General features: G+C 67.5%; 28 protein-coding genes. 9 read left to right on the forward strand and 19 right to left on the reverse strand.

Going from position 1 to position 22,515, the window contains the following annotated elements:
• Window positions 1-65 precede the first annotated feature (65 nt).
• A complete protein-coding gene (locus EG799_RS06175; protein WP_123879491.1) occupies window positions 66-338 on the forward strand; it encodes a hypothetical protein in 273 nt (90 codons plus the stop codon).
• 96 nt (window positions 339-434) lie between these two features.
• On the opposite strand, the gene EG799_RS06180 is transcribed toward EG799_RS06175, so the two are convergent.
• The 12 genes from EG799_RS06180 to dksA form a co-directional block, all read right to left on the reverse strand.
• Window positions 435-1,478: a serine hydrolase gene (locus EG799_RS06180; protein WP_123879493.1), complete on the reverse strand. Its 1,044-nt coding sequence runs from the start codon at window positions 1,476-1,478 to the stop codon at window positions 435-437.
• A 150-nt stretch (window positions 1,479-1,628) separates the two neighbouring features.
• On the reverse strand, window positions 1,629-2,036 hold the full coding sequence (locus tag EG799_RS06185; protein WP_123879495.1) for a baeRF12 domain-containing protein: 408 nt from the start codon (window positions 2,034-2,036) through the stop codon (window positions 1,629-1,631).
• Between the two features lie 87 nt (window positions 2,037-2,123).
• Complete coding sequence (locus tag EG799_RS06190) at window positions 2,124-2,924, reverse strand: class I SAM-dependent methyltransferase (protein WP_123879497.1); 801 nt, start codon at window positions 2,922-2,924, stop codon at window positions 2,124-2,126.
• A 9-nt stretch (window positions 2,925-2,933) separates the two neighbouring features.
• Window positions 2,934-3,575, reverse strand: a complete 642-nt coding sequence (locus EG799_RS06195; RefSeq protein WP_123879499.1) for a protein-L-isoaspartate(D-aspartate) O-methyltransferase — start codon at window positions 3,573-3,575, stop codon at window positions 2,934-2,936.
• Window positions 3,576-3,689: 114 nt separating this feature from the next.
• Window positions 3,690-5,342 carry a chaperonin GroEL gene (gene groL, locus EG799_RS06200; RefSeq protein WP_123879501.1) on the reverse strand — a complete coding sequence of 551 codons (1,653 nt, stop codon included), beginning with the start codon at window positions 5,340-5,342 and terminating at the stop codon, window positions 3,690-3,692.
• 52 nt (window positions 5,343-5,394) lie between these two features.
• Entirely contained in the window at window positions 5,395-5,682 is a 288-nt protein-coding gene (gene groES, locus EG799_RS06205; RefSeq protein ID WP_123882892.1) for a co-chaperone GroES, read from the reverse strand.
• Window positions 5,683-6,038: 356 nt separating this feature from the next.
• Window positions 6,039-7,295 carry a kynureninase gene (gene kynU / locus EG799_RS06210; RefSeq protein ID WP_123879503.1) on the reverse strand — a complete coding sequence of 419 codons (1,257 nt, stop codon included), beginning with the start codon at window positions 7,293-7,295 and terminating at the stop codon, window positions 6,039-6,041.
• Complete coding sequence (locus EG799_RS06215; RefSeq protein WP_123879505.1) at window positions 7,292-8,086, reverse strand: tryptophan 2,3-dioxygenase; 795 nt, start codon at window positions 8,084-8,086, stop codon at window positions 7,292-7,294. The genes kynU and EG799_RS06215 overlap by 4 nt, the downstream gene beginning before the upstream one ends.
• Before the next feature lie 36 nt (window positions 8,087-8,122).
• Window positions 8,123-8,545 carry a DUF4112 domain-containing protein gene (locus EG799_RS06220; RefSeq protein ID WP_123879507.1) on the reverse strand — a complete coding sequence of 141 codons (423 nt, stop codon included), beginning with the start codon at window positions 8,543-8,545 and terminating at the stop codon, window positions 8,123-8,125.
• Between the two features lie 5 nt (window positions 8,546-8,550).
• Window positions 8,551-10,032 carry an ABC transporter substrate-binding protein gene (locus EG799_RS06225; RefSeq protein ID WP_234029053.1) on the reverse strand — a complete coding sequence of 494 codons (1,482 nt, stop codon included), beginning with the start codon at window positions 10,030-10,032 and terminating at the stop codon, window positions 8,551-8,553.
• 78 nt (window positions 10,033-10,110) lie between these two features.
• Window positions 10,111-10,461: a PilZ domain-containing protein gene (locus EG799_RS06230; RefSeq protein WP_123879509.1), complete on the reverse strand. Its 351-nt coding sequence runs from the start codon at window positions 10,459-10,461 to the stop codon at window positions 10,111-10,113.
• A 162-nt stretch (window positions 10,462-10,623) separates the two neighbouring features.
• A complete protein-coding gene (gene dksA / locus EG799_RS06235) occupies window positions 10,624-11,082 on the reverse strand; it encodes an RNA polymerase-binding protein DksA (protein ID WP_123879511.1) in 459 nt (152 codons plus the stop codon).
• A 311-nt stretch (window positions 11,083-11,393) separates the two neighbouring features.
• Here dksA and EG799_RS06240 point away from each other — a divergent pair, with 311 nt between their 5' ends.
• The gene (locus EG799_RS06240; RefSeq protein ID WP_123879513.1) at window positions 11,394-11,723 is read left to right on the forward strand and encodes an SEL1-like repeat protein; all 330 of its coding nucleotides are present in this window, start codon (window positions 11,394-11,396) and stop codon (window positions 11,721-11,723) included.
• Window positions 11,724-11,749: 26 nt separating this feature from the next.
• On the opposite strand, the gene EG799_RS06245 is transcribed toward EG799_RS06240, so the two are convergent.
• The 5 genes from EG799_RS06245 to EG799_RS06265 are packed head-to-tail and all read right to left on the reverse strand — an operon-like array spanning window position 11,750 to window position 15,044.
• Window positions 11,750-12,892, reverse strand: coding sequence for a GNAT family N-acetyltransferase (locus EG799_RS06245; RefSeq protein WP_123879515.1), 1,143 nt, complete (start codon window positions 12,890-12,892; stop codon window positions 11,750-11,752).
• Window positions 12,893-12,902: 10 nt separating this feature from the next.
• Complete coding sequence (locus EG799_RS06250; protein ID WP_123879517.1) at window positions 12,903-13,661, reverse strand: glycerophosphodiester phosphodiesterase family protein; 759 nt, start codon at window positions 13,659-13,661, stop codon at window positions 12,903-12,905.
• The gene (locus EG799_RS06255) at window positions 13,661-14,122 is read right to left on the reverse strand and encodes a RidA family protein (protein ID WP_123879519.1); all 462 of its coding nucleotides are present in this window, start codon (window positions 14,120-14,122) and stop codon (window positions 13,661-13,663) included. The genes EG799_RS06250 and EG799_RS06255 overlap by 1 nt, the downstream gene beginning before the upstream one ends.
• Window positions 14,119-14,751: an HAD family hydrolase gene (locus EG799_RS06260; protein ID WP_123879521.1), complete on the reverse strand. Its 633-nt coding sequence runs from the start codon at window positions 14,749-14,751 to the stop codon at window positions 14,119-14,121. The genes EG799_RS06255 and EG799_RS06260 overlap by 4 nt, the downstream gene beginning before the upstream one ends.
• Window positions 14,748-15,044 carry a DUF3572 family protein gene (locus EG799_RS06265; RefSeq protein WP_234029054.1) on the reverse strand — a complete coding sequence of 99 codons (297 nt, stop codon included), beginning with the start codon at window positions 15,042-15,044 and terminating at the stop codon, window positions 14,748-14,750. Before EG799_RS06265 ends, EG799_RS06260 begins: the two co-directional genes overlap by 4 nt.
• Before the next feature lie 54 nt (window positions 15,045-15,098).
• Here EG799_RS06265 and EG799_RS06270 point away from each other — a divergent pair, with 54 nt between their 5' ends.
• The 5 genes from EG799_RS06270 to EG799_RS06290 all read left to right on the forward strand — a co-directional run bounded on the left by EG799_RS06270 (window position 15,099) and on the right by EG799_RS06290 (window position 19,304).
• Window positions 15,099-15,491, forward strand: a complete 393-nt coding sequence (locus tag EG799_RS06270; RefSeq protein ID WP_123879523.1) for a response regulator — start codon at window positions 15,099-15,101, stop codon at window positions 15,489-15,491.
• 142 nt (window positions 15,492-15,633) lie between these two features.
• Window positions 15,634-15,876 carry an acyl carrier protein gene (locus EG799_RS06275; RefSeq protein ID WP_123879525.1) on the forward strand — a complete coding sequence of 81 codons (243 nt, stop codon included), beginning with the start codon at window positions 15,634-15,636 and terminating at the stop codon, window positions 15,874-15,876.
• Window positions 15,877-15,883: 7 nt separating this feature from the next.
• Window positions 15,884-17,134, forward strand: a complete 1,251-nt coding sequence (gene spt / locus EG799_RS06280; protein ID WP_123879527.1) for a serine palmitoyltransferase — start codon at window positions 15,884-15,886, stop codon at window positions 17,132-17,134.
• Between the two features lie 13 nt (window positions 17,135-17,147).
• Window positions 17,148-18,800, forward strand: coding sequence for a hypothetical protein (locus EG799_RS06285; RefSeq protein WP_123879529.1), 1,653 nt, complete (start codon window positions 17,148-17,150; stop codon window positions 18,798-18,800).
• A 72-nt stretch (window positions 18,801-18,872) separates the two neighbouring features.
• Entirely contained in the window at window positions 18,873-19,304 is a 432-nt protein-coding gene (locus EG799_RS06290) for an OsmC family protein (RefSeq protein WP_123879531.1), read from the forward strand.
• A gap of 13 nt (window positions 19,305-19,317) precedes the next feature.
• On the opposite strand, the gene EG799_RS06295 is transcribed toward EG799_RS06290, so the two are convergent.
• Window positions 19,318-19,965, reverse strand: coding sequence for a YqaA family protein (locus EG799_RS06295; RefSeq protein WP_123882898.1), 648 nt, complete (start codon window positions 19,963-19,965; stop codon window positions 19,318-19,320).
• 235 nt (window positions 19,966-20,200) lie between these two features.
• Here EG799_RS06295 and EG799_RS06300 point away from each other — a divergent pair, with 235 nt between their 5' ends.
• Together EG799_RS06300 and EG799_RS06305 are read left to right on the forward strand one after the other, a co-directional pair.
• Window positions 20,201-20,680, forward strand: coding sequence for a hypothetical protein (locus EG799_RS06300; RefSeq protein WP_123879533.1), 480 nt, complete (start codon window positions 20,201-20,203; stop codon window positions 20,678-20,680).
• Window positions 20,667-22,001: a DNA-packaging protein gene (locus tag EG799_RS06305; RefSeq protein ID WP_123879535.1), complete on the forward strand. Its 1,335-nt coding sequence runs from the start codon at window positions 20,667-20,669 to the stop codon at window positions 21,999-22,001. The genes EG799_RS06300 and EG799_RS06305 overlap by 14 nt, the downstream gene beginning before the upstream one ends.
• A gap of 10 nt (window positions 22,002-22,011) precedes the next feature.
• On the opposite strand, the gene EG799_RS06310 is transcribed toward EG799_RS06305, so the two are convergent.
• Window positions 22,012-22,491 (reverse strand): hypothetical protein, encoded by a 480-nt coding sequence (locus EG799_RS06310; RefSeq protein WP_123879537.1) that lies wholly within the window; start codon window positions 22,489-22,491, stop codon window positions 22,012-22,014.
• Between the last annotated feature and the right edge of the window lie 24 nt (window positions 22,492-22,515).

A 22,515-nucleotide genomic window follows, 5' to 3' on the forward strand; every position in this document is an offset into this window, starting at 1 on the left:
GAAAGTCGGCTCCGGGGCGGGCGGATCGCCAGCCTCGGTCATGAGACAAATCAAGGATTTATCCTATGCGTAAGATCATTCTCGCCGCCGCGATCGCCGGTTCCGCCCTGACCCTGTCGGCTTGCTCCGAGGGTACCGAGCAGAACGCCGAAGACGCTGCCGAAGGCGCCATGGCCGATACCGAGACCAACGCCGAAGCGCTGGGCAACGACATGGAAGACGCCACCGCCGAAGCGGGTGCCGAACTGGACCAGGCCGGTGCCGAGATCGACAACGAAGCCGCTCAGGTCGAAGGCGACCTGCAGGGCGAGACCACTGCCGAAGCCGAAGCCGACTGATCCCGGTTCAGCTTTCGAAGCACGAAAGGGGGCGTGGCCAGCGATGGCCGCGCCCCTTTTTCGTGCGCGGCGATGAGTATCGGGGCCTGCCGGCGTTTACTGGGTATAGGCGGGAACGTTGTGCTCGGCATTGGCGTAGCGCCGCGCTTCCGCCTCGGCATAGCCGTCGTAGATACCCCGGGCGATCGAGGCGATCCGCCGTTCCCGGGCGAGGCGGCTGCCCTGGCCGGTGACGTAAATGGCCAGCGCGATGGCCCGCCCGTCGGGAGAGGTGAGGATGCCGATATCGCTCGAGGTGTTGTTCAGCGAACCGGTCTTGTGCGCTACGGTCACACCGCCGGGCATCATCGCCGGAATCCGGCGCGTACCGGTCCGGCAGCGTTCCATCGTGTCGATGATGAACTCCCGGCTCGCCTGGCTCAGCCAGCGTCCCTGATACAGGCCCGCAAGAAGCTGCACCATCGTTTCGGGCGAAGCGCTGTCGCGTTCGTCGATGAAGGTCGCCGGATCGTGCTCGCCATCGTCGCGCACGAGGGTGGCGATGTCGCGATCGAGGCTGAACTCGCTCAGACCTGCGCGGTGCGCCCAGTCATTGACCGCCGACGGCCCGCCGATGGCCTTCAGCAAAGCGTCGGTCGCCTGGTTGGAGCTGCGCGTAAGCATCAGCTCGATAAGCCGGCGCGCGCTCAGATATTCGCCTTCCCGCACGGGGGCGACCCGCGTCGAGAAGGGTTGCGAGCGAACCGCCCAGAGCAGCGGAAACTCGCTCGAAAGGCTCCACCTTCCCTGCTCGACCCCTTCCATGAAGGTAGCCGCGATGGCGATCTTGCTGGTGCTGGCCATCGGGAAGCGCTGATCGCCGAGGATGGAAATGGTCTGCCCCGTAGCCAGATCGACCGCGGCAACCCCGATCCGGCCCTCGCTCCCCTCGGCGAGCTGCGCAATCCGCAGTTCGAGCTGATTTTGAAAATCCGGAGAATAGTCGCGCGGTTCTCGCAGTTCGGTTCCGAACGCGGAATCGAAGCTCTGTTCGAACCCGGTCGCCTGCGCCCCGGTCTGCGCTTGCGCCGGAGCGCCCGCGAATGGAGCAACAAGCAACGCCAGCGGCGCAATGAAACGACCGATCCTTTTGATGTTCATGTCACCACCCTGCCCGGAACATGCTTTGCAATGGCTTAACAATAGGCGGTCTGACCATAAACCAGCGGCGAACGGTTTGAAATCAGCGGTATGTCGAGGAAGGGAAGCGGGAACCGACGTCCAGCGCCGGCTCCGACCTCTCCCGTCACGTCAGGCGTTCGCCAGCACCTTCTCGATCCTGTCGAGCGGTTCGCTGGTCAGTGCCTTGTCGACTTCGCCGACCAGCCGCTTTTCCAGTTCCTTGTGATAGTGCCGCCGCATCTCGCCCAATGTCTTGGGGTCGGCAACGACCAGCAATTCCTCGAATTCGCCGGCGATGGCTTTCGCATTCAGCCATTCAGCCGCCGCCGCGCCGTGAGCCAGTTCGTTGAGATCGGTATTCCCCTTCATTTGTCCCGTCGTGTCCTGATGCTTGACGCCGGCGCTGAAATTGGTGGCTTCCAGGGAAGGTTCGGCGATCTTCTTCAGCCTGGGCTCGAATATCTGCCCTTCGTTCCGCAACAGCACGAAACGCGTACCATCGACGAGGGCGACATGGGCGTTGTGGGGGATTTTCATTCGCGGTTCTCTCCTGCGTTATCGGTTCTGCCCCACCAACGAGCGCAGGCGGCGATGGTGCCGCGATGATCTCGCGGCCCGCCCCGCTCAGTCCGGTTTGCGCAGGCGCCACGCGAACTGGTCGGTGGAGCCGCGCACGCTGTCGTCGAACACGCTGGCCCTGCGATCGTCGGACGGCCGGGAATAGAGGTCGCTCTCTTCCTCCAGCGTGAAGCCGGCGCCGGTCAAAAGGTCGAGCGCCACCTGCCGGTCCATCCGGTGAAGATCGTTCGCCGCTGCCGGACCGCTGCCGTCCGCCGCCAGGTGATCGACGACCACCAGCGTGCCGCCGGGTTTCAGCGCATCGAACAGCATCCGCGCCACGCGCTCGGGCGTGCCTTCGGGCATGTCGTCGAGGTAGAGGTCGTGAAAATTGAGGGCGGTTATGACGGTGTCGAGCGGTTCGGGCCAGCCGGGCGCATCGATGGGGCCGGTAAGCGGGAACACGCGCACCGGCTCGCCCTGCTGATTGGTGTAGGGGCGGATGGCGGCATCCTGTTCCTGCGCGTATTCGGGCCGCCGCGCGATGAATTCGTCGGGCTGGAACGCGTAGACCTTGCCGTCCGCACCCACGGCCATGGCCAGCAACCGCGTCACATAGCCACCGCCCATGATGAAGTCGCCGACCACGTCGCCCCGGTCGATCTGGGCGAAGGCGAGCAGTTCGCCGGGCTTGCGCGCATCGTCATACCGGCGATCGTCGGTGCGGGCGATGTCGGTTATCGCCTGCTGGTATCTGGCCGGCGAGTAGGCCACGGTTTCGCTGGCGGCCGGCGGTTCGGTATCGGCGCAGGCGGCAAGGGCGCACGCCATCAGCAGCACGCCCGGTATCGCGATCGATTTTCTCATGGCCTCTCCCTATCGTCCGTGTTCGCCCACCAGCGGTACGAAGCGTACCCCGCCAAGCGACGTTTCCCGCCAGTCTTCGGGCCCGGTCCGCTCGATCACGCAGAGCGCCTGCGAGCGGGTATCGCCGAGCGGGATGACCAGTCGCCCGCCGACGGTCAACTGGCGCTTCAGCGGGTCGGGCGCCTCGTCCACGCCGGCCGCGACGAGAATTGCATCGAACGGCGCGAAGTCGGACAGACCTTGCGACCCGTCCGCGTTGATCACGGTCACGTTGCCGATACCCAGTGTCGCCAGTCGCCCACGCGCGAGATCGGCCAGTTCGGCGTGGAATTCGACCGCGTGGACATGGGCGCAAATCTGCGCGGCGACCGCGGCCGCGTAGCCCGAGCCGGCCCCGACCTCCAGCACGCGAGCTTCGGGTGTCAGCCTCGCGGCCTCCAGCATCAGCGCGACGACATAGGGCTGCGATATCGTCTGCCCGGCGGCGATGGACAGGGCGCGGTCCTCGTAGGCGCGGGAGCGGTCGTCGTCTTCCACGAACGCTTCGCGCGGAATGGTGGCCATGGCATCGAGCACATGAGGGTCGGATATGCCCCTGGCGCGCAACTGGCTCTCGACCATTGCGGAACGCTGGCTTTCGATTGTCGTCATAAATCGTCGGCTCCCCGGTGCGCGGATATGACATAGTCGCACACCGCGAAAAAGGGCCGGGAGGATCGCTCCTCCCGGCCCCTTTCGTTCGGCGATGCCGGTGCGTCGGCGGGCTTAGAAGCCCATGCCGCCGCCCATGCCGCCCATTCCGCCCATGTCGGGCATTCCGCCGCCGCCGCTCTTTTCCTCGGGGATTTCCGAGATGGCGGCTTCGGTGGTGATGAGCAGGCCGGCGACGGAAGCCGCGTCCTGCAAGGCGGTACGCACGACCTTGGTCGGGTCGATGACGCCGGCGCTCACGAGGTTCTCGTAAGTGTCGGTGGCCGCGTTGAAGCCCATCGAATCGTCGTTGCCGTCCATCAGCTTGCCGGCGACGACCGCGCCGTCATGGCCGGCGTTCTCGGCGATCTGGCGGATCGGCGCCTGCAGCGCACGACGGACGATGTCGATGCCGCGCGTCTGGTCGTCGTTCTCGCCCTCGACGCCGTTCAGCGACTTGATGGCGTAGAGCAGCGCGGTACCGCCGCCCGGAACGATGCCTTCCTCGACCGCGGCGCGGGTGGCGTGCAGCGCGTCGTCGACGCGATCCTTGCGCTCCTTCACCTCGACCTCGGTCGCACCGCCGACCTTGATGACGGCGACGCCGCCGGCCAGCTTGGCGAGACGTTCCTGCAGCTTCTCCTTGTCGTAGTCGGACGTCGTCGTCTCGATCTGCGCGCGGATCTGCTCGACGCGGGCCTTGATGTCGCCCTCGTCACCGGCACCGTCGACGATGGTGGTGTTGTCCTTGTCGATGGTGACGCGCTTGGCCTGGCCGAGCATCGAGATGCCGACGTTCTCCAGCTTGATGCCGAGATCCTCGGAGATCATCTCGCCCTTGGTCAGGATGGAGATGTCCTGCAGCATCGCCTTGCGACGATCGCCGAAGCCGGGGGCCTTGACCGCCGCGACCTTCAGGCCGCCGCGCAGCTTGTTGACCACCAGAGTGGCCAGCGCCTCGCCCTCGATGTCCTCGGCGATGATGAGCAGCGGACGCCCGGCCTGCACCACGGCTTCGAGCACCGGCAGCATGGCCTGCAGGTTCGACAGCTTCTTCTCGTGAATCAGGATGTAGGGATCGTCGAGCTCGACGGTCATCTTTTCCGGATTGGTCACGAAGTAGGGGCTGAGATAGCCGCGGTCGAACTGCATGCCCTCGACGGTTTCCAGCTCGAATTCGAGGCCCTTCGATTCGTCGACGGTGATGACGCCTTCCTTGCCGACCTTTTCCATGGCCTCGGCGATCTTCTCGCCGACTTCACGGTCGCCATTGGCAGAGATGATGCCCACCTGGGCGATCTCGGACGAACCGGCGACGTCCTTGGAACGGGCCTGCAGATCGGCGACGACCTTGCCTACGGCGAGATCGATGCCGCGCTTCAGATCCATCGGGTTCATGCCGGCCGACACCGACTTCATGCCTTCGCGCACGATCGACTGGGCCAGCACCGTGGCGGTGGTGGTGCCGTCACCGGCGCTGTCATTGGCCTTGCTGGCGACTTCGCGCAGCATCTGCGCGCCCATGTTCTCGAACTTGTCCTTGAGTTCGATGTCCTTGGCGACGGTCACGCCGTCCTTGGTGATGCGCGGGGCGCCGAAGCTCTTGTCCATCACGACATTGCGGCCCTTGGGGCCGAGCGTGACCTTTACCGCATTGGCGAGCGTGTCCACGCCCTTGAGGATGCGCTCGCGCGCGTCGCGGCCGAACTTTACGTCCTTGGAAGCCATTGGTGTTTCTCCTGGAAATTCGTGTTGCGAAAAGCTGTCTCGACGGGTCGGCTCAGCCGAGCACGCCCATGATGTCGCTTTCCTTCATGATGAGCAGGTCTTCGCCATCGAGCTTGACCTCGGTGCCGGACCACTTGCCGAACAGAACGCGGTCGCCGGCCTTGACGTCGAGCGGGGTCACGGTGCCGTCATCGGCGCGGGCGCCCGAACCGACGGAGACGACCTCGCCCTCGCTCGGCTTTTCCTTGGCGCTGTCGGGAATGATGATGCCACCGGCCGTCTTTTCCTCGGCCTCGATGCGGCGGACCAGTACGCGGTCGTGCAGCGGACGGAATGCCATGATACTGACCTCTTCCATTGTTATCTAAAGGGTGTTGAACCGTGTTTGGCACTCTCCGCACGAGAGTGCCAGCGGCGCGGATATGTTGTCGCGCGTTCAGGCAGTCAATGGGTCGATCGCGAAAAAATTCGTCGGCTCCGGCGGACCGCCGCGATGGCGGTTCCGGGATGAGCGGGGATCTGCGCCGCGGCGCGGCGTGGAATTGGCAAGAGGCTCGGGCAGGTCTGCCGCATAATCGGGCGGGCAGTTGAGGCTGTGGGAGGCCATGACATTCGGCAGTTTCGATTACCCCGGTGCGGGCATGGAACACGATGGCGCAAATCCGACGGTCCGCTTACCGTCCCGAGACCGCGCCCTCACGTCACTGCCGCGCGTTCGGCAAACCGCTCCTCCCGCCATGCGCCGCTGTCGAGGATGTCGCGCAGTTCGCTGACCGCGCGCCAGCAATCGGCGTAGCGGACATAGGCGGGCGCGAACCCCAGGCGCAGGGCGTCGGGGGCGCGGAAGTCGCCGACGACGCGGCGCTCGATCAGCGCCTGGCACAGTTCGTAGGCATGCTCGTGCCGCCAGGATAGCTGGCTGCCGCGCGCCTTCGGGTCGGCGGGCGAGATACATTCGAGCTCCGGCACCAGCTCTGCCACCGCGCGGCGGGTGAACTCGGACATGCGGCGCGATTTCGCCACGAGCGCGTCCATGCCGATGCGCGCGATCAGGTCCACGCCCTCTTCCAGCGCGCTCATCTGGATCACGGGCGGCGTGCCGGCGAGCAGTCGGTCGACGCCCGGCGCGGGGGCGTAGTCGTCCTCGAAGGCGAAGGGCTGCGCGTGGCCCATCCAGCCCGACAGCGGCTGGCGCAGCGCCCGGTGGTGACGCGGGGCGACGTAGGCGAAGGCGGGCGCGCCGGGGCCGCCGTTCAGGTACTTGTAGCCGCAGCCGACGGCGAAATCGGCCTGCGCCGCGGTAAGATCGACCGGCACCGCGCCGACGCTGTGCGACAGGTCCCAAAGCACCAGCGCCCCGGCCTCGTGCGCGGCCCGCGTCAGACGGAGCATGTCGTGCATCGCGCCGGTCTTGTAATGCACATGCGTCAGCAGCAGCAGCGCCACGTCCTTGTCCAGCGCCGCTTCCAGATGCTCGCGCGGGGCCAGTTTCCGCGTCGCCAGCCCCTGTCCCTCCAAGCCGTCCACCATGTAGAGATCGGTCGGGAAATTGCCCGGTTCGCTCAGCACGACCTTGCGGCGGCGGTGGCCGTCGCCGCGAAAATGGGCGAGCGCGGCGCTGACGAGCTTGAACAGGTTCACGCTGACGCTGTCCGCCGCGATCACCTCGTCCGGCCCGGCCCCGATCAACGGCGCGATCTTCGCGCCGACGCGCTGCGGCAGGGTGATCCAGTCCGCCCCACCGGCTCCGTCCGGGTTCCAGCTCGCAATCAGCCCATCGCCCCATTCCCGCCGAACGACCGTCTCGATGCGTTCCGGGGTCGCCCGGGGCAACGCGCCGAGCGAGTTGCCATCGAGATAGGCCACGGCGTCGTCCAGCAGGAAGTGGCCGCGCCACTTCGCCAGCGGGTCGGCGGCATCGAGGCGGGCGGCTTCGCCGGCGAAATCGGTCACAGCTGCGTCCTCACCGCCAGCAGTTCCGGAAAGAAACCCAGCTTCAGCACGCCTTCGAGATAGGCCACCCCCGCCGTGCCCCCGGTGCCGCGCTTGAACCCGATGATCCGCTCCACGGTCTTGAGATGCCCGAAGCGCCAGCGCTGGAAATGATATTCCAGATCGACCAGCTTTTCCGCCAGTTCATACAGATCCCAGTAGGTCTGCGGATCGCGATAGACCCGCGCCCAGGCCTGCGTAATCGCATCGACCGGCTCGTGCGGGGCGGCGAGGTCGCGGTCCAGCACGGCATCGGGAATGGCGAAGCCGCGCCGTTGCAGGAGGCGCAGCACCTCGTCGTAGAGGCTCGGGCGATCCAGTTCGGCGCGCAGCTTGTCCGCCACGTCGGGCGTCGCCTCGTGCATGGTCACGTGATCGGGATTGCGCCCGCCCAGAATGAATTCCATCAGTCGGTACTGCGCCGACTGGAAGCCGCTCGAGCCGCCCAGATGCGGGCGGATCAGCGAATAGTCGTGCGGCGTCATGGTGCTCAGCACGTTCCAGCTGGCGATCAGCTGTTCCTGCGCACGGGCGACCCGGGCCAGCATCTTGAACGCCGGATCGAGATCATCGGCCACGATCAGCGCCCGCGCGCCCGACAGTTCGTGCAGGCACAGCTTGAGCCACAATTCACTCGCCTGGTGGACGATGATGAACAGGAACTCGTCATGCGCGTCGGACGCGGGATGCTGCGCCGACAGGATGCGGTCGAGATCGAGATAGGAGGAATAGGTGACGTCGGTACGGGCCATGCGTCAGGCCTTAGCGGCAAGCGGGGTCGGGCGAAACTATCCGTCGATCACCCGCGTTTCGGGGTGGTGCTTGTCGAGGTGCTTCCTGATTATTCTCAGGTTGCGGGTGTTGGAGCGGAAGAAGAAATCGAACGCATCACCCAGCATGGGCACCGCGCCGACCGCCGAATCGAACGCCACATTGCCGGCCATGCGCGCCAGCTTCCACTTCGGCATGCGCAGATTGCGCGCCTCCCACACGATCCACGCGCCCATCGCCATGCCGATGACATCGCCCACCACCGGGACCAGCCCGACGATCGCGTCGAGGCCGACGGGGCGGTTGACGCCGGGGACGGTGAAGCTGCGTTCGAGCACCTGCTCCATCGCCTCGATCCGTCTGCGGACCGCCTGCGGATCGGTGCCCAGCGGCAGGTCTGGCCTCGGCGGGCGGGGGCGGGCGGTCTGCGGGCTGTCCATGCCCGTTATCTGGGTATCTCGGCGAGCGGCGGCAAGGGATGCCAGCCATAGGCGTTGGCCTGATAGCCCTCCAGCCCGCCGCGCACGAGCGTCCAGCGCAGCGGCGCCCCCAGCGGAATGAACACGTTGGCGAGCGTCAGCTGCGCCTCGGCCTCGGCGAAGCGGACGGCGCGCTGGGCCGGATCGGCTTCGGCAAGACCCTGCGCAACGAGCGTATCGGCGTCGTCCAGGCACGGGCCGCGCCGCAGCGAGCAGGCGAACTGGTTGAGGAACCAGCGCGGAGCGGGATAGCGGGCCACGGCATCGACCAGTACCAGGTCCGCCGCGCCCGCCTCGCCCGCCCGTTCGAGCGTTACGCCCACGCTCGCCCATTGCTGTGCGAGGTCGCGGTACAGCAGATCCCAGCCCCGCCCCTCGGGAAGCGCGACGGAAAGGGTGGCCGATGCCGGCTCGCCGTCGGCGGCCGCCGCGCGCTGCCAGGTGCCGATGCGGGCGCGCGCCTCCTCCCTCAGTTCCTCGATATCGGCATCGGCCCAACGCTCCGCGACCAGCCCCGGATCGCCGGGCAGTCCGGGCGCCACGGGGCGCGTCGTCGCCACCCAGCCGCCGATATTGTAGCGCGCCAGCAGCGCCTGCCGGTCGATCGCCATTGCCAGCGCCTCGCGCACGCGGTCACTCCCGAGCAACCCCTTGGCGCGGCGAACCCGCAGGCCGAACAGGCCGAAGGTCGAATCGATGCGCAGCGTGCCGGTCGACAGTGGGCCGGTATCGACCAGCGGCAGCGAGCCGAGATCGCCGCCCAGCACCATCTGCACGCGGTTGTCGTTGAAAAGCGCGATGGCGTGCCGGGCGTCGGTCACCATCAGGTTCACCGCGCGCACGTCGTCCTGCCAGTCTTCGGGCTGGGGCAGGCCCCGCTCGCCGGGCGGGCGCAGCGCCAGCTCGGCCGAGCCATCAGTGCGCGCCAAGGTCATCGCTCCGGTGTCGCCGCCCGGCGCCCCGAGCGCGAGTTCAGGCTGGGCGAGCAGTTGCAGCAGATAGGGTTCGGGTTCGGACAGGCGCAGCTCGACCACCCGCCCGGCCATCGCTCGCACCTCCTCCACCGGCGCGAGATCGAGGCCGAGCGAGGTGCCCTTAAGGTCTGCCAGCGTCGCCTCGAGTCGGTCGGCGACGCTTTCCGCGGTGAGCGGGCTGCCATCGGGCCAGTCGCTTTCGCGCAGACGGAAGATGAAGGTGCGCCCGCCATCGGTCACCAGCCAGCGTTCGGCGAGGTCGGGCACGACGTCACCATTGGCGTTGAGCGCGACCAGCCCCGACTGCGTTGCCGCGCGCACGATCTGGGCGCCGGGCGCAAGGCGCAGGCCATCGGCAAAGACCGTGTCGGGCGATCCGATCAGGGCAACGTCGATCTCGCCCTCTGCCGGCGAATCGCAGGCCGTCAGGCCAGCGGCGAACGCGAGGGCGAGAAAGGCATGACGGCAACGCATGGAGCCGCCGGCTCTAGGCCGCGCGCCGCGTGCCAGCAATGGCGGATCGTCGGGGCGGCGGGCCGCCTGACCGATGCGTCAGGAATTGCGCATCATGCGGCCCTGGCTGTCATAGGCGGGATGGACGCTGCTCGTGGTCGGCGCGGCGGCGGGGCCGCGGGCCTGTCTGGGATCGATCTCGTCGACGAAGGCGATGCCGAAGCGGTTGTCCTGCTTCCACGCCACCGTGCCCTCGACCCAGCCGATATTGCGCAACTCCACCGCGACCAGCTGGCCGCGCATGACGCGCACGTCGCCTTCCGCCATCATGCCGCCGGTGGACAGGTTGCGCACCTTGACGCGTTGCGCCGCCTCCTGCCCGTCCACGCGCAGCTGCGCGAGCAGGAACAGGCTGTCGCGGCCAACCTGGCGGGTATCGATTTCGCTCATCGCGTCGGTCTCAATCCTTGCCTGCCTTCGTTCGGACCATCCGGTCGCGCCGCGCGGCGGCCTTGCACCGGCCCGCGACCGTGGGGACATGCGCGATGCGGGCCGAATGCCTAACGAATCCTTAATTCGCGCGTCGAATGGTCCAATGTGTTCCGATATGGGTCAGTCGTCGCGGGAGATCTTTTCGCGCCGTTCGTGGGCCGCCTGCGCCTCCACCGTCATGGTGGCAATGGGCCGGGCGATCAGACGGTTGATGCCGATGGGTTCGCCGGTCATGTCGCACCAGCCATATTCGCCCTCGTCGATGCGGCGCATCGCGGCGTCGATCTTGGCGGTCAGCTTGCGCTGCCGGTCGCGCGTCCTGAGCTCGATGCCCCAGTCGGTCTCGCTCGAGGCGCGGTCGTTCAGATCAGGCTCGCGCAGCGGTCCTTCCTGCAGGTTCTGCAAAGTTCCTTCGGACGCCTGAAGGATCGAGCGCTTCCATTCGAGCAGCAGCACGCGAAAGTAGTTGAGCTGCTTTTCCGACATGTATTCCTCGTCGTCCGAGGGCGTGTAGTCGTCCGGCAACGACCGCTTCGCCTTGGCGAGGATGTCGATATCGTCGTGCATGGCAACAGCCATCAGGTGCTCCTGGTCCCGGTGCGCATTGCCTTCCCTGCGACAGGTGCCGTGTCCGGGTCTGTCGGCGGCCCCGCCAAGGCCATTCGTCGGGCGGGCCTATAGGAGCGGCGCCAGCGCCGCACAAGCGGCAATCTGGGCCGGGAGACACCTGCGCAAAACCGTGACATTCCGCCCACACGGCGACCTCCTCCACCGGCGCGTTAACGATTGCGCGGCGGCGTTAACCATTTCTTGAGCACGTTCGTCAAACATCGTCCCGGCAACGAAACGCCGGACCAGGGGGCCGGTGCGAACACACAGGGGTTTGGATTATGGAACTCGCCAGGATCGAGACATTCGTGAAGGTCAGCCCGGCCGACATCGCCGGGATGGACATGCTGGTGGCGACCTGCCTCGCCGACGCCGCCGATGGTGACGTGGACGCGCTGTACGATCTGGGCGTCGCTTATTCGACGGGAAGCCACGGGGTGAACTGCGACCTGGTCGAAGCGCACAAGTGGTTCAACCTTGCCGCCGCCAGCGGGCACGAGGCCGCGCAATGGTGCCGGGCCGACATTGCCGGCGAAATGAGCGCGCGCGAGATCGCCGAAGCGCAGCGCCGCGCCCGCGAATGGCTGCGTGCCGAGCGGCAGGCCGCCTGACCGGCCGCGCCCCCGCCGCGCGGCGCCTAGTCGCCTTTGCGAAACGGCGTGCGACCGGCCATGTACAGCTGATCGACCTCCACCCCGCGCTGCTCCTGCTTCAGGAACTCGGCGACCGCGCGGCGGAAGCCAGGATCGGCAAGCCAGTGCATGCTGGTGGTGACGACGGGTTCGTATCCCCGGGCAAGCTTGTGCCCGCCCTGCGCCCCCGCCTCCACCCGATCGAGGCCGAGATCGATGGCGATGTCGATGGCGCGGTAATAGCACAGCTCGAAATGCAGGAAGGGCTTGTCCACCAGGCAGCCCCAGTAGCGGCCGTAGAGCGCCGACCCGCCGACGAAATTGAGCGCACCGGCGATCGCCCGCCCGTCCGCGTCGAAGGCCAGCAGCAGCAGCACGCGCTCCCCCAGCCGTTCCCCGAACAGGTCGAACGCCTCGCGCGTCAGATAGGGCGACCCCCATTTGCGCGCGCCGGTATCCTGGTAGAACAGCCAGAAGGCATCCCAGTGTGCGGGGCGGATATCGTCCCCGCGCAGCGCCCGCACGGTGATGCCATCGTTCGCCGCGGCGCGTTCCTTGCGCAGATCCTTGCGCTTGCGACTGGTCAGCTCGGCAAGAAAGCCGTCGAAATCCGCGTAGCCGCGATTGTACCAGTGGAACTGGGTATCCTCCCGCCTTAGCCAGCCCGCATCCTCGAACAGCGCGCGCTGCCGCGGTTCCACGAAGGTCGCGTGCGCGCCCGACCACCCCTCGCGCGCCACCAGCGTTTCGGCGGCACGCAGGAGCGGCGCGACCAGCGCATCGTCGCGGAGCAGGAGGCGCGGGCCGGTGGCGGGTGTGAAGGGCGCGGCGATCTGCAGCTTGGGGTAATAATCGCCGCCCGCCCGGTACCAGGCATCGGCCCAGGCGTGGTCGAACACGTATTCGCCCTGGCTGTGGCTCTTGAGATAGCTGGGCAGCGCCCCCAGCAGCGTCCCGTCGCCGTCCTCGAGCAGAATCGGTGCCGGGGTCCATCCGGTTCCCGGCCCGACGCTTCCCGAATCCTCCAGCGCGGTAAGGAATTCGTGCGCGACGAAAGGATTGTCGCTGCCGGCGAGCGCGTTCCAGTCGTCGGCGGGTATGTCGCCCACCGCCGAAGCGATCCGAGCCGTCAGTTCGCGATTGGCCATTGCCACCAATCTAGGAACGCGCCGCCCACGCCGCCACCCCCTCGCCTTCCATGATCGGCGTGGCCCCCTCGGCCAGCGCGACGTCCAGCCGCGCGCCATCGTTCACCGTCCAGGCGAGCAGGGGCAGGCCGAGCCGCCTGAGCGATCGCGCGAGGCGGCTGGGATAGTCGCGCACGTCATAGGCCATGAATTCGGGCCGCCCCCGCGCCAGTTCCCACAGGCGGTGGAGATGGCCCGCGAAGTCGCGCGCATTCTCCTCCTTCATCACCATTCCCACGGGCAGGCCGGGCATCCGCTTCGCGAACCAGCGGGCGATCCGCGGGTCGTAGCTCATCACGGCGACCCTGCCGCGGTAGCCTTCGAGATCACGCCGCAGCGCCCGGCAGAGGCTGTGGACCGGCCTGTCGCGCCGGGTCTTGCATTCGATCAGCAGCGGGACCGCCCCCGCCACGATATCGAGCACGTCGCGCATGGCCGGGATCGGGTGATCGCCCTCTTCGTCGGTTGTCGACAGGCGGAGCGCGGCAAGCTCGGCGGCGGAGAGGGCGTCGAACTGCCCCTCCCGCCCCGTCAGGCGCATCATGTCCTCGTCGTGATAGACGACGGCCCGCCCGTCGCGGCTGACGCGGATATCGCATTCGATGCCGTAGCCCGCTTCCTTCGCGGCGGCGAAGGCGGCGAGCGAGTTTTCCGGTATCGGCCCGCCGTGCAGCCCGCGATGGGCGTATGGCTGCGCGCTCAGCCAGGCCGGCGCGCGATGGCGCGGCATCAGCCCGGCGCGAGGGCGATGACCGCGTCGACCTCGACCGCGGCGCCCACCGGCAGGGCGGGCACGCCGACCGCCGCGCGGGCGTGGCGGCCCTTGTCGCCGAACACCTCGAACATCAGGTCCGATGCGCCGTTCACGACCTTGTGCTGATCGGTGAAACCGGGCGCGCTGGCGACGAAGCCGCCCAGCTTCACGACCCGCTCCACCCGGTCGAGCGGTATCAGCGCCGCCTTCAGCTGCGCCAGGATCATCAGCCCGCAGGCCCGCGCGGCAGGGATCGCCTCCTCCACGCTCACGCCGTCGCCCAGCGTGCCGGTGAACACCTCGCCGTCGATGAAGGGAAGCTGGCCCGAGACGAAGGCGAGATCGCCGTGTACCACCACCGGCAGATAGCTGGCGAGAGGCGCGGACACCTCGGGCAGGGTGATGCCAAGGCCGGCGAGGCGTGCTTCGATGCTCATGCGTCAGTGTCTCCGTGCAGGGTTTCCAGCACCCATGGCAGAGCCTCGTCCCAGCTGTCTATCCGCGCATGGGCGTGGCCGGCCTCGAGCGCGCAGGGGACGTGCGGGGCGATGGAAGGCTCTCCGCACAGATGCAGCCGATGGACCTCGGGGGCGACGCTGCGGGCCGACTTGTGATGGATGGCCAGGTCGTCGATGAAGACCGCACGGGTCGCGCCGCGCTCCTCCACGATGCGGCGCAGCGCCTCGCCCTTGGGCCCCTGGTTGGTGAACACCGGCACGTTCAGGCCAAGCGCGTTAAGCTGCCGCGTGCGCGCCGCATTGCGCTCGTCGGTAAGGTTGGTGAGGACCACCACATCGGCATCCTCACCCAGCCGCGCCATTGCCTCCAGCGCGCCGGCGATGGGTTGCTGCGTGTCCATCTGCGTGTCGAAGAAGCCCCCGAGCAGGCGCCAGACGTCCTCCTCGGTCATCGCCTCCTCGCTGCCGCGCCGGCGCATGGACTGGACGAAGGGATTTCCCTCCAGCGCGAACTCCACATCGTGCTCGCTATCGAGCCATTCGCGGAAATGGCGAACCATGTGCAGCAGCACCTCGTCGCAATCGGTGACGACCAGCGGACGGCTCATCGCGCCAGCTCCGCCCGCGCCGCGGCGAGCGTATCGGGCGGGACGTCGAGCGCCTCCGCCGCGCCCAGCAGGTCCGGCTCGTGCTGAGCGAGGAAATCGAGCACCGCGCGGTGCGTCGCCGGATCGGCGATGGCGCCGCGCAGCGCGTCGGGCGTAAGGCCGGTCAGGTCGAGGAAGCGCTGCGCGCGCGGCCCGTCCGCCAGGATCCAGCCGAGCGCGGCCAGCGCCAGCGCCGAAGCATCCTTTACGGAATCTTTATGTGTGTTAAGGATGGTGCATGTCCGTTTGAACAAATGTGGCAAAAACCCGGTCGAACGACAAGGCCGGGCGGGTCGCTCGGGGGCTAGATGACGAAGCGAATCCTCGTTGTCGAGGACAACGATCTGAACCGGAAGCTTTTCTGCGACGTATTGCGGGCGAGCGGCTTCCAGGTGGAGCCGGTTTCGGACGGAAACCTCGCGATAGAGCGGGCCCGCGCCTTCGATCCGAACCTGGTGGTCATGGACATCCAGTTGCAGGAGATCTCGGGTCTCGACCTCATCGCCACGATCAAAGGCGACGTCGACCTCTCCGGCGTCCCGGTGCTGGCGGTGACCGCCTATGCCGGCAAGGGAGACGAGCAGCGCATCCGCGAATCGGGGGCGGAGGGGTATCTGTCCAAGCCGGTCAGCATCGGCCCGTTCATGGCCGCGGTGCGCTCCCTGGTCGAGGTGCGCCCGGTGACGACCGCTACCGGCTGACGCGGGCCAAGGGCCGCGCGATCGGGAACGCGCGGGTGCCCTCATTCGCTTGACATTGCACCGCGCGGCAGCTTTCGCCGCCACATCACCCCGTCGCAGGACGCGGGGGCCGCCCTTTGCACAGGAAAGACAGGACATCCGGATGGACCGCGCCGAAGTCGACAGCAAGATCCGCTCGATCATCGAACCCTTCAACAAGAAGGGCGTGACCATCACCGAGGACGCGACCTTCGCCGGCGACCTCGAATTCGACAGCCTGACGGTGATGGATTTCGTGGCCGCGATCGAGGACGAGTTCGACATCATCATCTCGATGAACCAGCAGGCCGAGATCGAGACCTACGGCCAGCTCGTCGACGCCGTGCACACGCAGACGAAGGACTGAGGCAGGCATGAGCCAGGGCCCCGTGCAACCGGACCGGCCGGACAGGCCGGAGGGCGGACAGGGCGACCTGTTCTCCAAGTTCGACGACACCATCGCCATGCGCGCCAACCTGCTGGCGAGCGGCGTGACCGATCCGTTCGCGCTGGTGATGGAGAAGGTTCACTCGCCCACCCGCGCGGTATGCAACGGTCGCGAGACGATCCTGCTCGGCACCTACAACTACATGGGCATGACCTTCGATCCGGACGTCATCAGCGCCGGTCAACAGGCCCTGCGCGATTACGGGTCCGGCACCACCGGCAGCCGCGTGCTCAACGGCACCTATCAGGGCCACCGCGAATGCGAGGCGGCGCTGCGCGAGTTCTACGGCATGGATCACGCGATGGTGTTCTCCACCGGCTACCAGGCCAATCTGGGAATCATCTCGACCATCGCGGGCAAGGGCGACTACGTCGTCCTCGACATCGACAGCCATGCCAGCATCTGGGACGGGTGCAGCATGGGCCAGGCCGAGATCGTGCCGTTCAGGCACAACGACATCGAGGCGATGGAAAAGCGCCTGAAGCGCATTCCCGAAGGCGCGGGCAAGCTGGTCGTGCTGGAAGGCGTCTATTCCATGCTGGGCGACGTCGCCCCGCTCGCCGAGATGGTCCGCATCGCCAAGGCCAACGGCGCGATGGTGCTGGTGGACGAGGCGCATTCGATGGGCTTCATCGGCGAGAACGGTCGCGGGGTGGTGGAGGAGGCGGGCGTCATCGACGATGTCGACTTCATCATCGGCACCTTTTCCAAGAGCGTGGGCACGGTGGGGGGCTTCTGCGTTTCCAACCACCCCAAGTTCGACATCATGCGGCTCGTCTGCCGCCCGTACGTTTTCACCGCCAGCCTGCCGCCATCGGTAGTCGCCACCGCCGCGACCTCCATCCGCAAGCTGATGGATGCCAGGGACAAGCGCGAACACCTCTGGAAAAACTCGCGGCGGCTGCATGGCGGACTGAAGGCGCTGGGCTTTCGCCTGGGCACCGAGGAACCGCAAAGCGCCATCGTCGCGGTCATCATGCCCGACCTCGAACAGGGGGCGAGCATGTGGGAGGCGCTGCTGCGCGAAGGCCTCTACGTCAACCTCGCCCGGCCACCCGCGACGCCCGCCAACATGACGCTGCTCAGATGCTCGCTCTGCGCCGAACATTCGGACGAGGAGGTCGAGACCATCCTCGGCATGTTCGAACGCGCCGGACGGGCGACGGGCATCATCTGACGCGCGGCGCGCCATGAAGGCGCTGCTCGGCTGGCTTGGCCGCACCGGCCTGCTCTACTTGCTGCTGTGCGCGGCGATCGCCTTCTACCTGTTCGCGTGGCCGTCGCTGTCCGCGCAGTTTTCGGGCGAAAGCCTGCGCACCGACGCGATGAGCGTGGCGCAAATCCGCGATCGGCTGGCGCAGGACCGGCGCGCGGCGCAAAGCGCGCTGGAGGCGCGCGCCGAGGCGATTCGCGATGACAGCCGCGAGGCGCTCGACCGGCAACTGGCCAAGAGGCGCGGCGAACGCGCGGCGCTGACCGCCGAGCTTGGCGAAGGTGGCGGCTGGCTCGATTCGGTGCGCCCGTCGCGCATCCTGGAGCGAAAGCGGCTGGAATTGCGCCTCGCCGCGCTCGATGCCGAGATCGGCGCGCTGGAGGCGGCGCGCGATGCGCGTATGCGGGCCGACGCGCTCGCATCCGCCCGGGCCGCGCTCGCGCGTTACGCCCGCATCCCGACCGCGCGCGCCGTGAGCCTGTCGCGGCAGGCCTGCACCCGGGCGGAGCGGGCCCTGGCGACTTTCGACGCGCGCGAGCCGGTCGATCGCGGTCTGCGCAACGTCTTCCTGCAGGAACGCGCGGCACTCGACGAGGCGCGGCGGGAACGCTGCACGGCGGCGAGCGAGCGCGCGACGAGGCGGCAGCGCGGCCTGCAGGCCGCCAGCGCCTATCGCCAGGCGAAAGCGCGCGTCGTGCAGGCGGAAGACTGGAGCGTCGCCGCCCTGCCCGACCCTGCCAGGTCCGTCTCGGACACCACGATCCGCGACATCGCATGGCGCGCGGCACTGGCGCTGCTCGCCATATTGCTGACGCCCTTCGCCATTCGCACGCTGTTCTATTACGCGCTCGCCCCGATCGCGGAGCGGCGCCCGCCCATCCGCCTTGCCCCTTCCGGCGGGACCGGCGGGGGTCCGCGAACGACCGGGGTTTCGGAACCGTCGCTTTCGGTAACGCTCGGCCCCGACGAGGAATTGCTGGTCAGACAGAGCTTTCTGCAATCGAGTCCGGTCGGCGCCCACATGCGCACCCGCTGGCTGCTGAGCTGGCGACGTCCGTTGTCGAGCCTCGCCAGCGGTCTTGCCTTCCTCACCGAGGCGCGCGGCGAGGGGGCCGAATTCACCGTATCGGCGCGTGACGATCCCTTCGCCGAGATCGCCCGGATCGACCTCCCGCCGGGCGGGGCGCTGGTGGTGCAGCCCCGCGCGCTGGCGGCGGTGGTGCAACCGGTCGACCGGCCGTTGCAGATCCGCAGCCGGTGGCGGCTCTTCAGCCTGCATGCCTGGCTGACATTGCAGTTCCGCTACCTCGTCTTCCACGGCCCCGTGGCGCTGATCGTCAAGGGCGGGCGCGGCGTGCGCGTGGAGCAGGCGAAGGCGGGGCGGGTGTTCGGACAGGACCAGCTGATCGGGTTTTCCGCGCACACCGCCTATTCGATCGGCCGCAACGAAACCTTTCAGCCCTACCTGTTCGGCCGCGAGCCGCTGTTTCGGGACCGGGTCGTGGACGACGGCGCCGCGGCGGACGGCATCCTTGTCATCGAAGAGGCCCCGATGGCCGGGCAGCGGCAGGGCGTGCGCGCGGGGCTGGAGAACGCCTTCGATGCCATGCTCAAGGCGTTCGGTATCTGAGCGAGCGCGGAACTGCGCCGCGGGGCGAGCCGTTTGCCCGCCGAACCCCCGAAAAACGAGGAGACGACGATCATGGCGAACATCCGCAGCGGCAGCGCGAAATACGAAGGTCTGGGCAAGGACGGCCAAGGCCACGTATCGACCGAATCCGGCGCGCTAGACAACCAGCCCTACGGTTTTTCCACCCGGTTCGAGGACGAGCCCGGCACCAATCCCGAGGAACTGATCGCGGCCGCCCATGCGAGTTGCTTCACCATGGCCCTGAGTTTCGCGCTCGCCCGGGCGGGGCACGAGCGGGGCACGCTGTCGACGACGGCGAAGGTCACGCTGGAAAAGGACGGTGACGGCTTCAAGGTATCGCGATCCGACCTGACGCTGACGGGCGAGGTCGCGGGGATCGAGAAGGCCGAGTTCGAGACACTGGCGAACGAGGCGAAGGCCAACTGCCCGATCTCCAAGCTGCTCGACGCCGAGATTTCGCTGGATACGACGTTCGAGGGCTAGGGGCGCGCGAGGGTCAGCGTAACTGGTCCAGCGAGGTGACGGCGGCGCAGCGGTCGGCGGGGTCGGCCTGCCCGTCGCCGTGGCCAAGCTGCGTCAACAGCACGAAACCGCCGATGACCAGCACCACGAAGACGGTCGCGACGATGCCGAGATACCTGTCGATCACGCGCTTGATCGGGGCGCCGAACACGCGGAACAGCACGCCGACCACGATGAAGATCATCCCCCGCCCGACCAGGCTGGCGATGACGAAGGTGGCGAGGTTCATCTTCACGAAGCCCGCGCTGATCGTCAGCAGCTTGAACGGCACCGGGGTCGACCCGGCGACCACGATTACCTCCCAGTCGAACTCGCGCAGATAGCAGGCGGCCTGCGGGAAGCTGTCGGACAGTCCCAGCAGGCCGATCAGCCAGGCGCCCACCGATTCGTAGAGGAAGTATCCGATGGCGTAGCCGAACAGGCCGCCCAGCACCGAAAAGGCCGTGCACAGGATGGCGAAGCGGATCGCCCTTCGCGGTTCGGCGAGGCACATCAGGCCTAACAGGGGGTGGGGCGGAATGGGGAAGAACGAGGATTCGACGAAGGCGAACAGCGCCAGCCACCATTGCGCCCGGGGGTGCGCCGCCTTGGCCATCGTCCACTCGTACAGCCCGCGCAGCATCGCCGTCTTCTCCCGCAAGCGGCGGCCATTAGGCGAGCGTACCATCAGAGGCAAGTCCTACAAAATAACCGTTATGGCACTTTTTTATTGACATCGTGACGCTCTTTGGTTAGAAAAACGGAACATCGCGAAAAACCGAATCGAAACGCATCACGTCATCAGGGCGGCCCCGCATCGGGAGCCGCCCTTTCTCGTGGGTGTCGTTCTTCGCGCCGAGCAGTGGAGGGGATCGATCATGCCCAAACGGGTCAAGCCACGTCAGGATCAGAAGGGTCAGAACCTCAGGCCGAACTGGAAGGCAATCTTCCTGGAAACGCTGGCCGAGACGTCGAACGTCACCCGGGCCGCGCAAGCCTGCAACGCCATGCCGTCCTACGCCTATCGGCACCGGCGGCAGGATCCGGTTTTCCGCCGGCGATGGAGCGAGGCGCTGCTCGAGGGCTACGAGCACCTCGAACTGGAGACGCTCGAGCGCCTGCGGTTCGGTACCCCGCCGGGCGACAGGAAGTTCGACATCGCCAGCGCGCTGCGATTGCTGGCCGCCCATCGGGAGGCCGCCGCGCGGGAAAAGGCCCGGCAGAGCAAGCGCGACAGGGCAGTGGTCCTCGCCAGCCTGACGAAGAAGCTCGAAATGATGCGCGAACGCAAGGTCGCTGCCGAAGAAATGCTCCGCAACGAAGGCGTGATACGGCTCGAAGACCATGCCGCGAAATGATCGCGACGCTCTCCTCGCGGGCCTGTGCGCCGGCGAGGCGGGTGGCTTCCTCGCCGGGCTTCGCGAGGATGAGCAGCTCACCCTGCAAGGTCACTGGCCGCTGTGGGCGCGGGCCGAACAACTGCCGCCCGACGGCGATTGGCGCATATGGCTGATCTGCGCCGGCCGCGGCTTCGGCAAGACCCGCGCGGGCGCGGAATGGGTACGCCGCATCGCCGAGGACGATCCCGACGCGCGCATAGCGCTGGTCGCCAGCTCGCTTACCGAGGCCCGCGCGGTCATGGTGGAAGGCGAAAGCGGCATCCTGGCCTGCGACGCCTACGGCGAGGAACCGGTATTCGAACCGTCGCTGCGCCGCGTCACCTGGCCGACGGGCGCGCAGGCCACGCTGTATTCGGCGCACGAGGCGGATTCGTTACGCGGCCCCCAGCACGGTTACGCATGGTGTGACGAAATAGCCAAATGGGATAATTCCGGTGAGCGGGCAATGACCGCATGGGACAATCTGCAAATGGGTCTCCGGCTCGGCGAGACGCCGCGAGTTCTGGCGACGACCACCCCCCGCGCCGTGCCCCTCATGCGGCGCCTGATCGACGAAGCGCAGGGCGATCCCGGCGTGGCTATCACCAGGGGCAGCACCTACGACAACGCGCAGCACCTGCCCGCCCACTACATCGCCGCCATGCGCCGCCAGTATGGCGCGAGCGCGCTGGGAAGGCAGGAACTGGACGGCGAGCTGCTGACCGATATCGCCGGCGCGCTGTGGTCGCGTTCGCTGATCGAGCGGTCGCGCGAACCGTTCAATACGGCGCGGCTGGACCGCGTGGTCGTAGGGGTCGATCCGCCAGTTTCCGCGCGGGGCGACGAATGCGGCATCGTGGTCACGGGCCTGGCCGAGGACGGGCGCGCGCGCGTGCTCGCCGATGCTTCGATCGCACGGCCCAGCCCCGAGCGCTGGGCCCGCGAGGTCGCCGTGACCGCGCTCGCGTGGAAGGCCGATCGCGTCGTCGCGGAAGCCAATCAGGGCGGCGCGATGGTGGAAAGCGTCCTGCGCGCCGCCGATTGCGCCATGCCGATCCGGCTGGTTCATGCCAGCACCGGCAAGTCGGCCCGCGCCGAACCGGTCGCGGCGCTGTACGAGACGGGCCGGGTGCTCCATTCGGGCCAGTTCGCCAAGCTGGAGGATCAGCTGTGCGGCGTCATGTCGGGCGGCGCCTACGAAGGCCCCGGCCGCAGCCCTGACCGCGCCGACGCGCTGGTCTGGGCGCTGACCGACCTGATGCTGGGCCGCCGCGGAGAGCCGATGGTGCGGACGTTGTGAAAGGGGAACCCTATGGAGCAGAACGAGCCTGCGAAGCGTTCGGGCCGTACGTTATCGCCCCTTCCTCGCCCCGGGCAAGGACTTGCCAGGACACCACCCGGTCGACCGTCAGCCGGTCGAAATCGGGGTAGGGATCACAAAGACGCCGCCGGCCGACGAAGGTGTTCCTGGTAATCGCGGCACCATCGCCGGTGTCCACGTCGCGAAGCCCGGGGCCGGCAAGCTGCGGCAGGTTCTCCCCGAAGCGGAGATGGCTCTCGTCCCAGCCGCCCTTCTGTGACCGGTCAACGTCTTCGTGAAACTGGTTCCATTCGAAGTCCGTCACCCAAACTCCGGACAGCAGGAGCTGTCTGGAGTGGAGAATGCACGTCTCGAAACGTTCATCCAGCGACCTGTGGGCATTTTCGTCGAAACAGGCGGAGAAGGCCGCGTCGGCCTTCGCGCAGTCGAGCGGCGCCTCCGATCCACAAGCGGACAGGGCCATCGCCATCATTCCAGTCGCCAGGACACCACG

It is taken from the genome of Aurantiacibacter spongiae (assembly GCF_003815535.1).
GTDB classification, from domain to species: domain Bacteria; phylum Pseudomonadota; class Alphaproteobacteria; order Sphingomonadales; family Sphingomonadaceae; genus Alteraurantiacibacter; species Alteraurantiacibacter spongiae.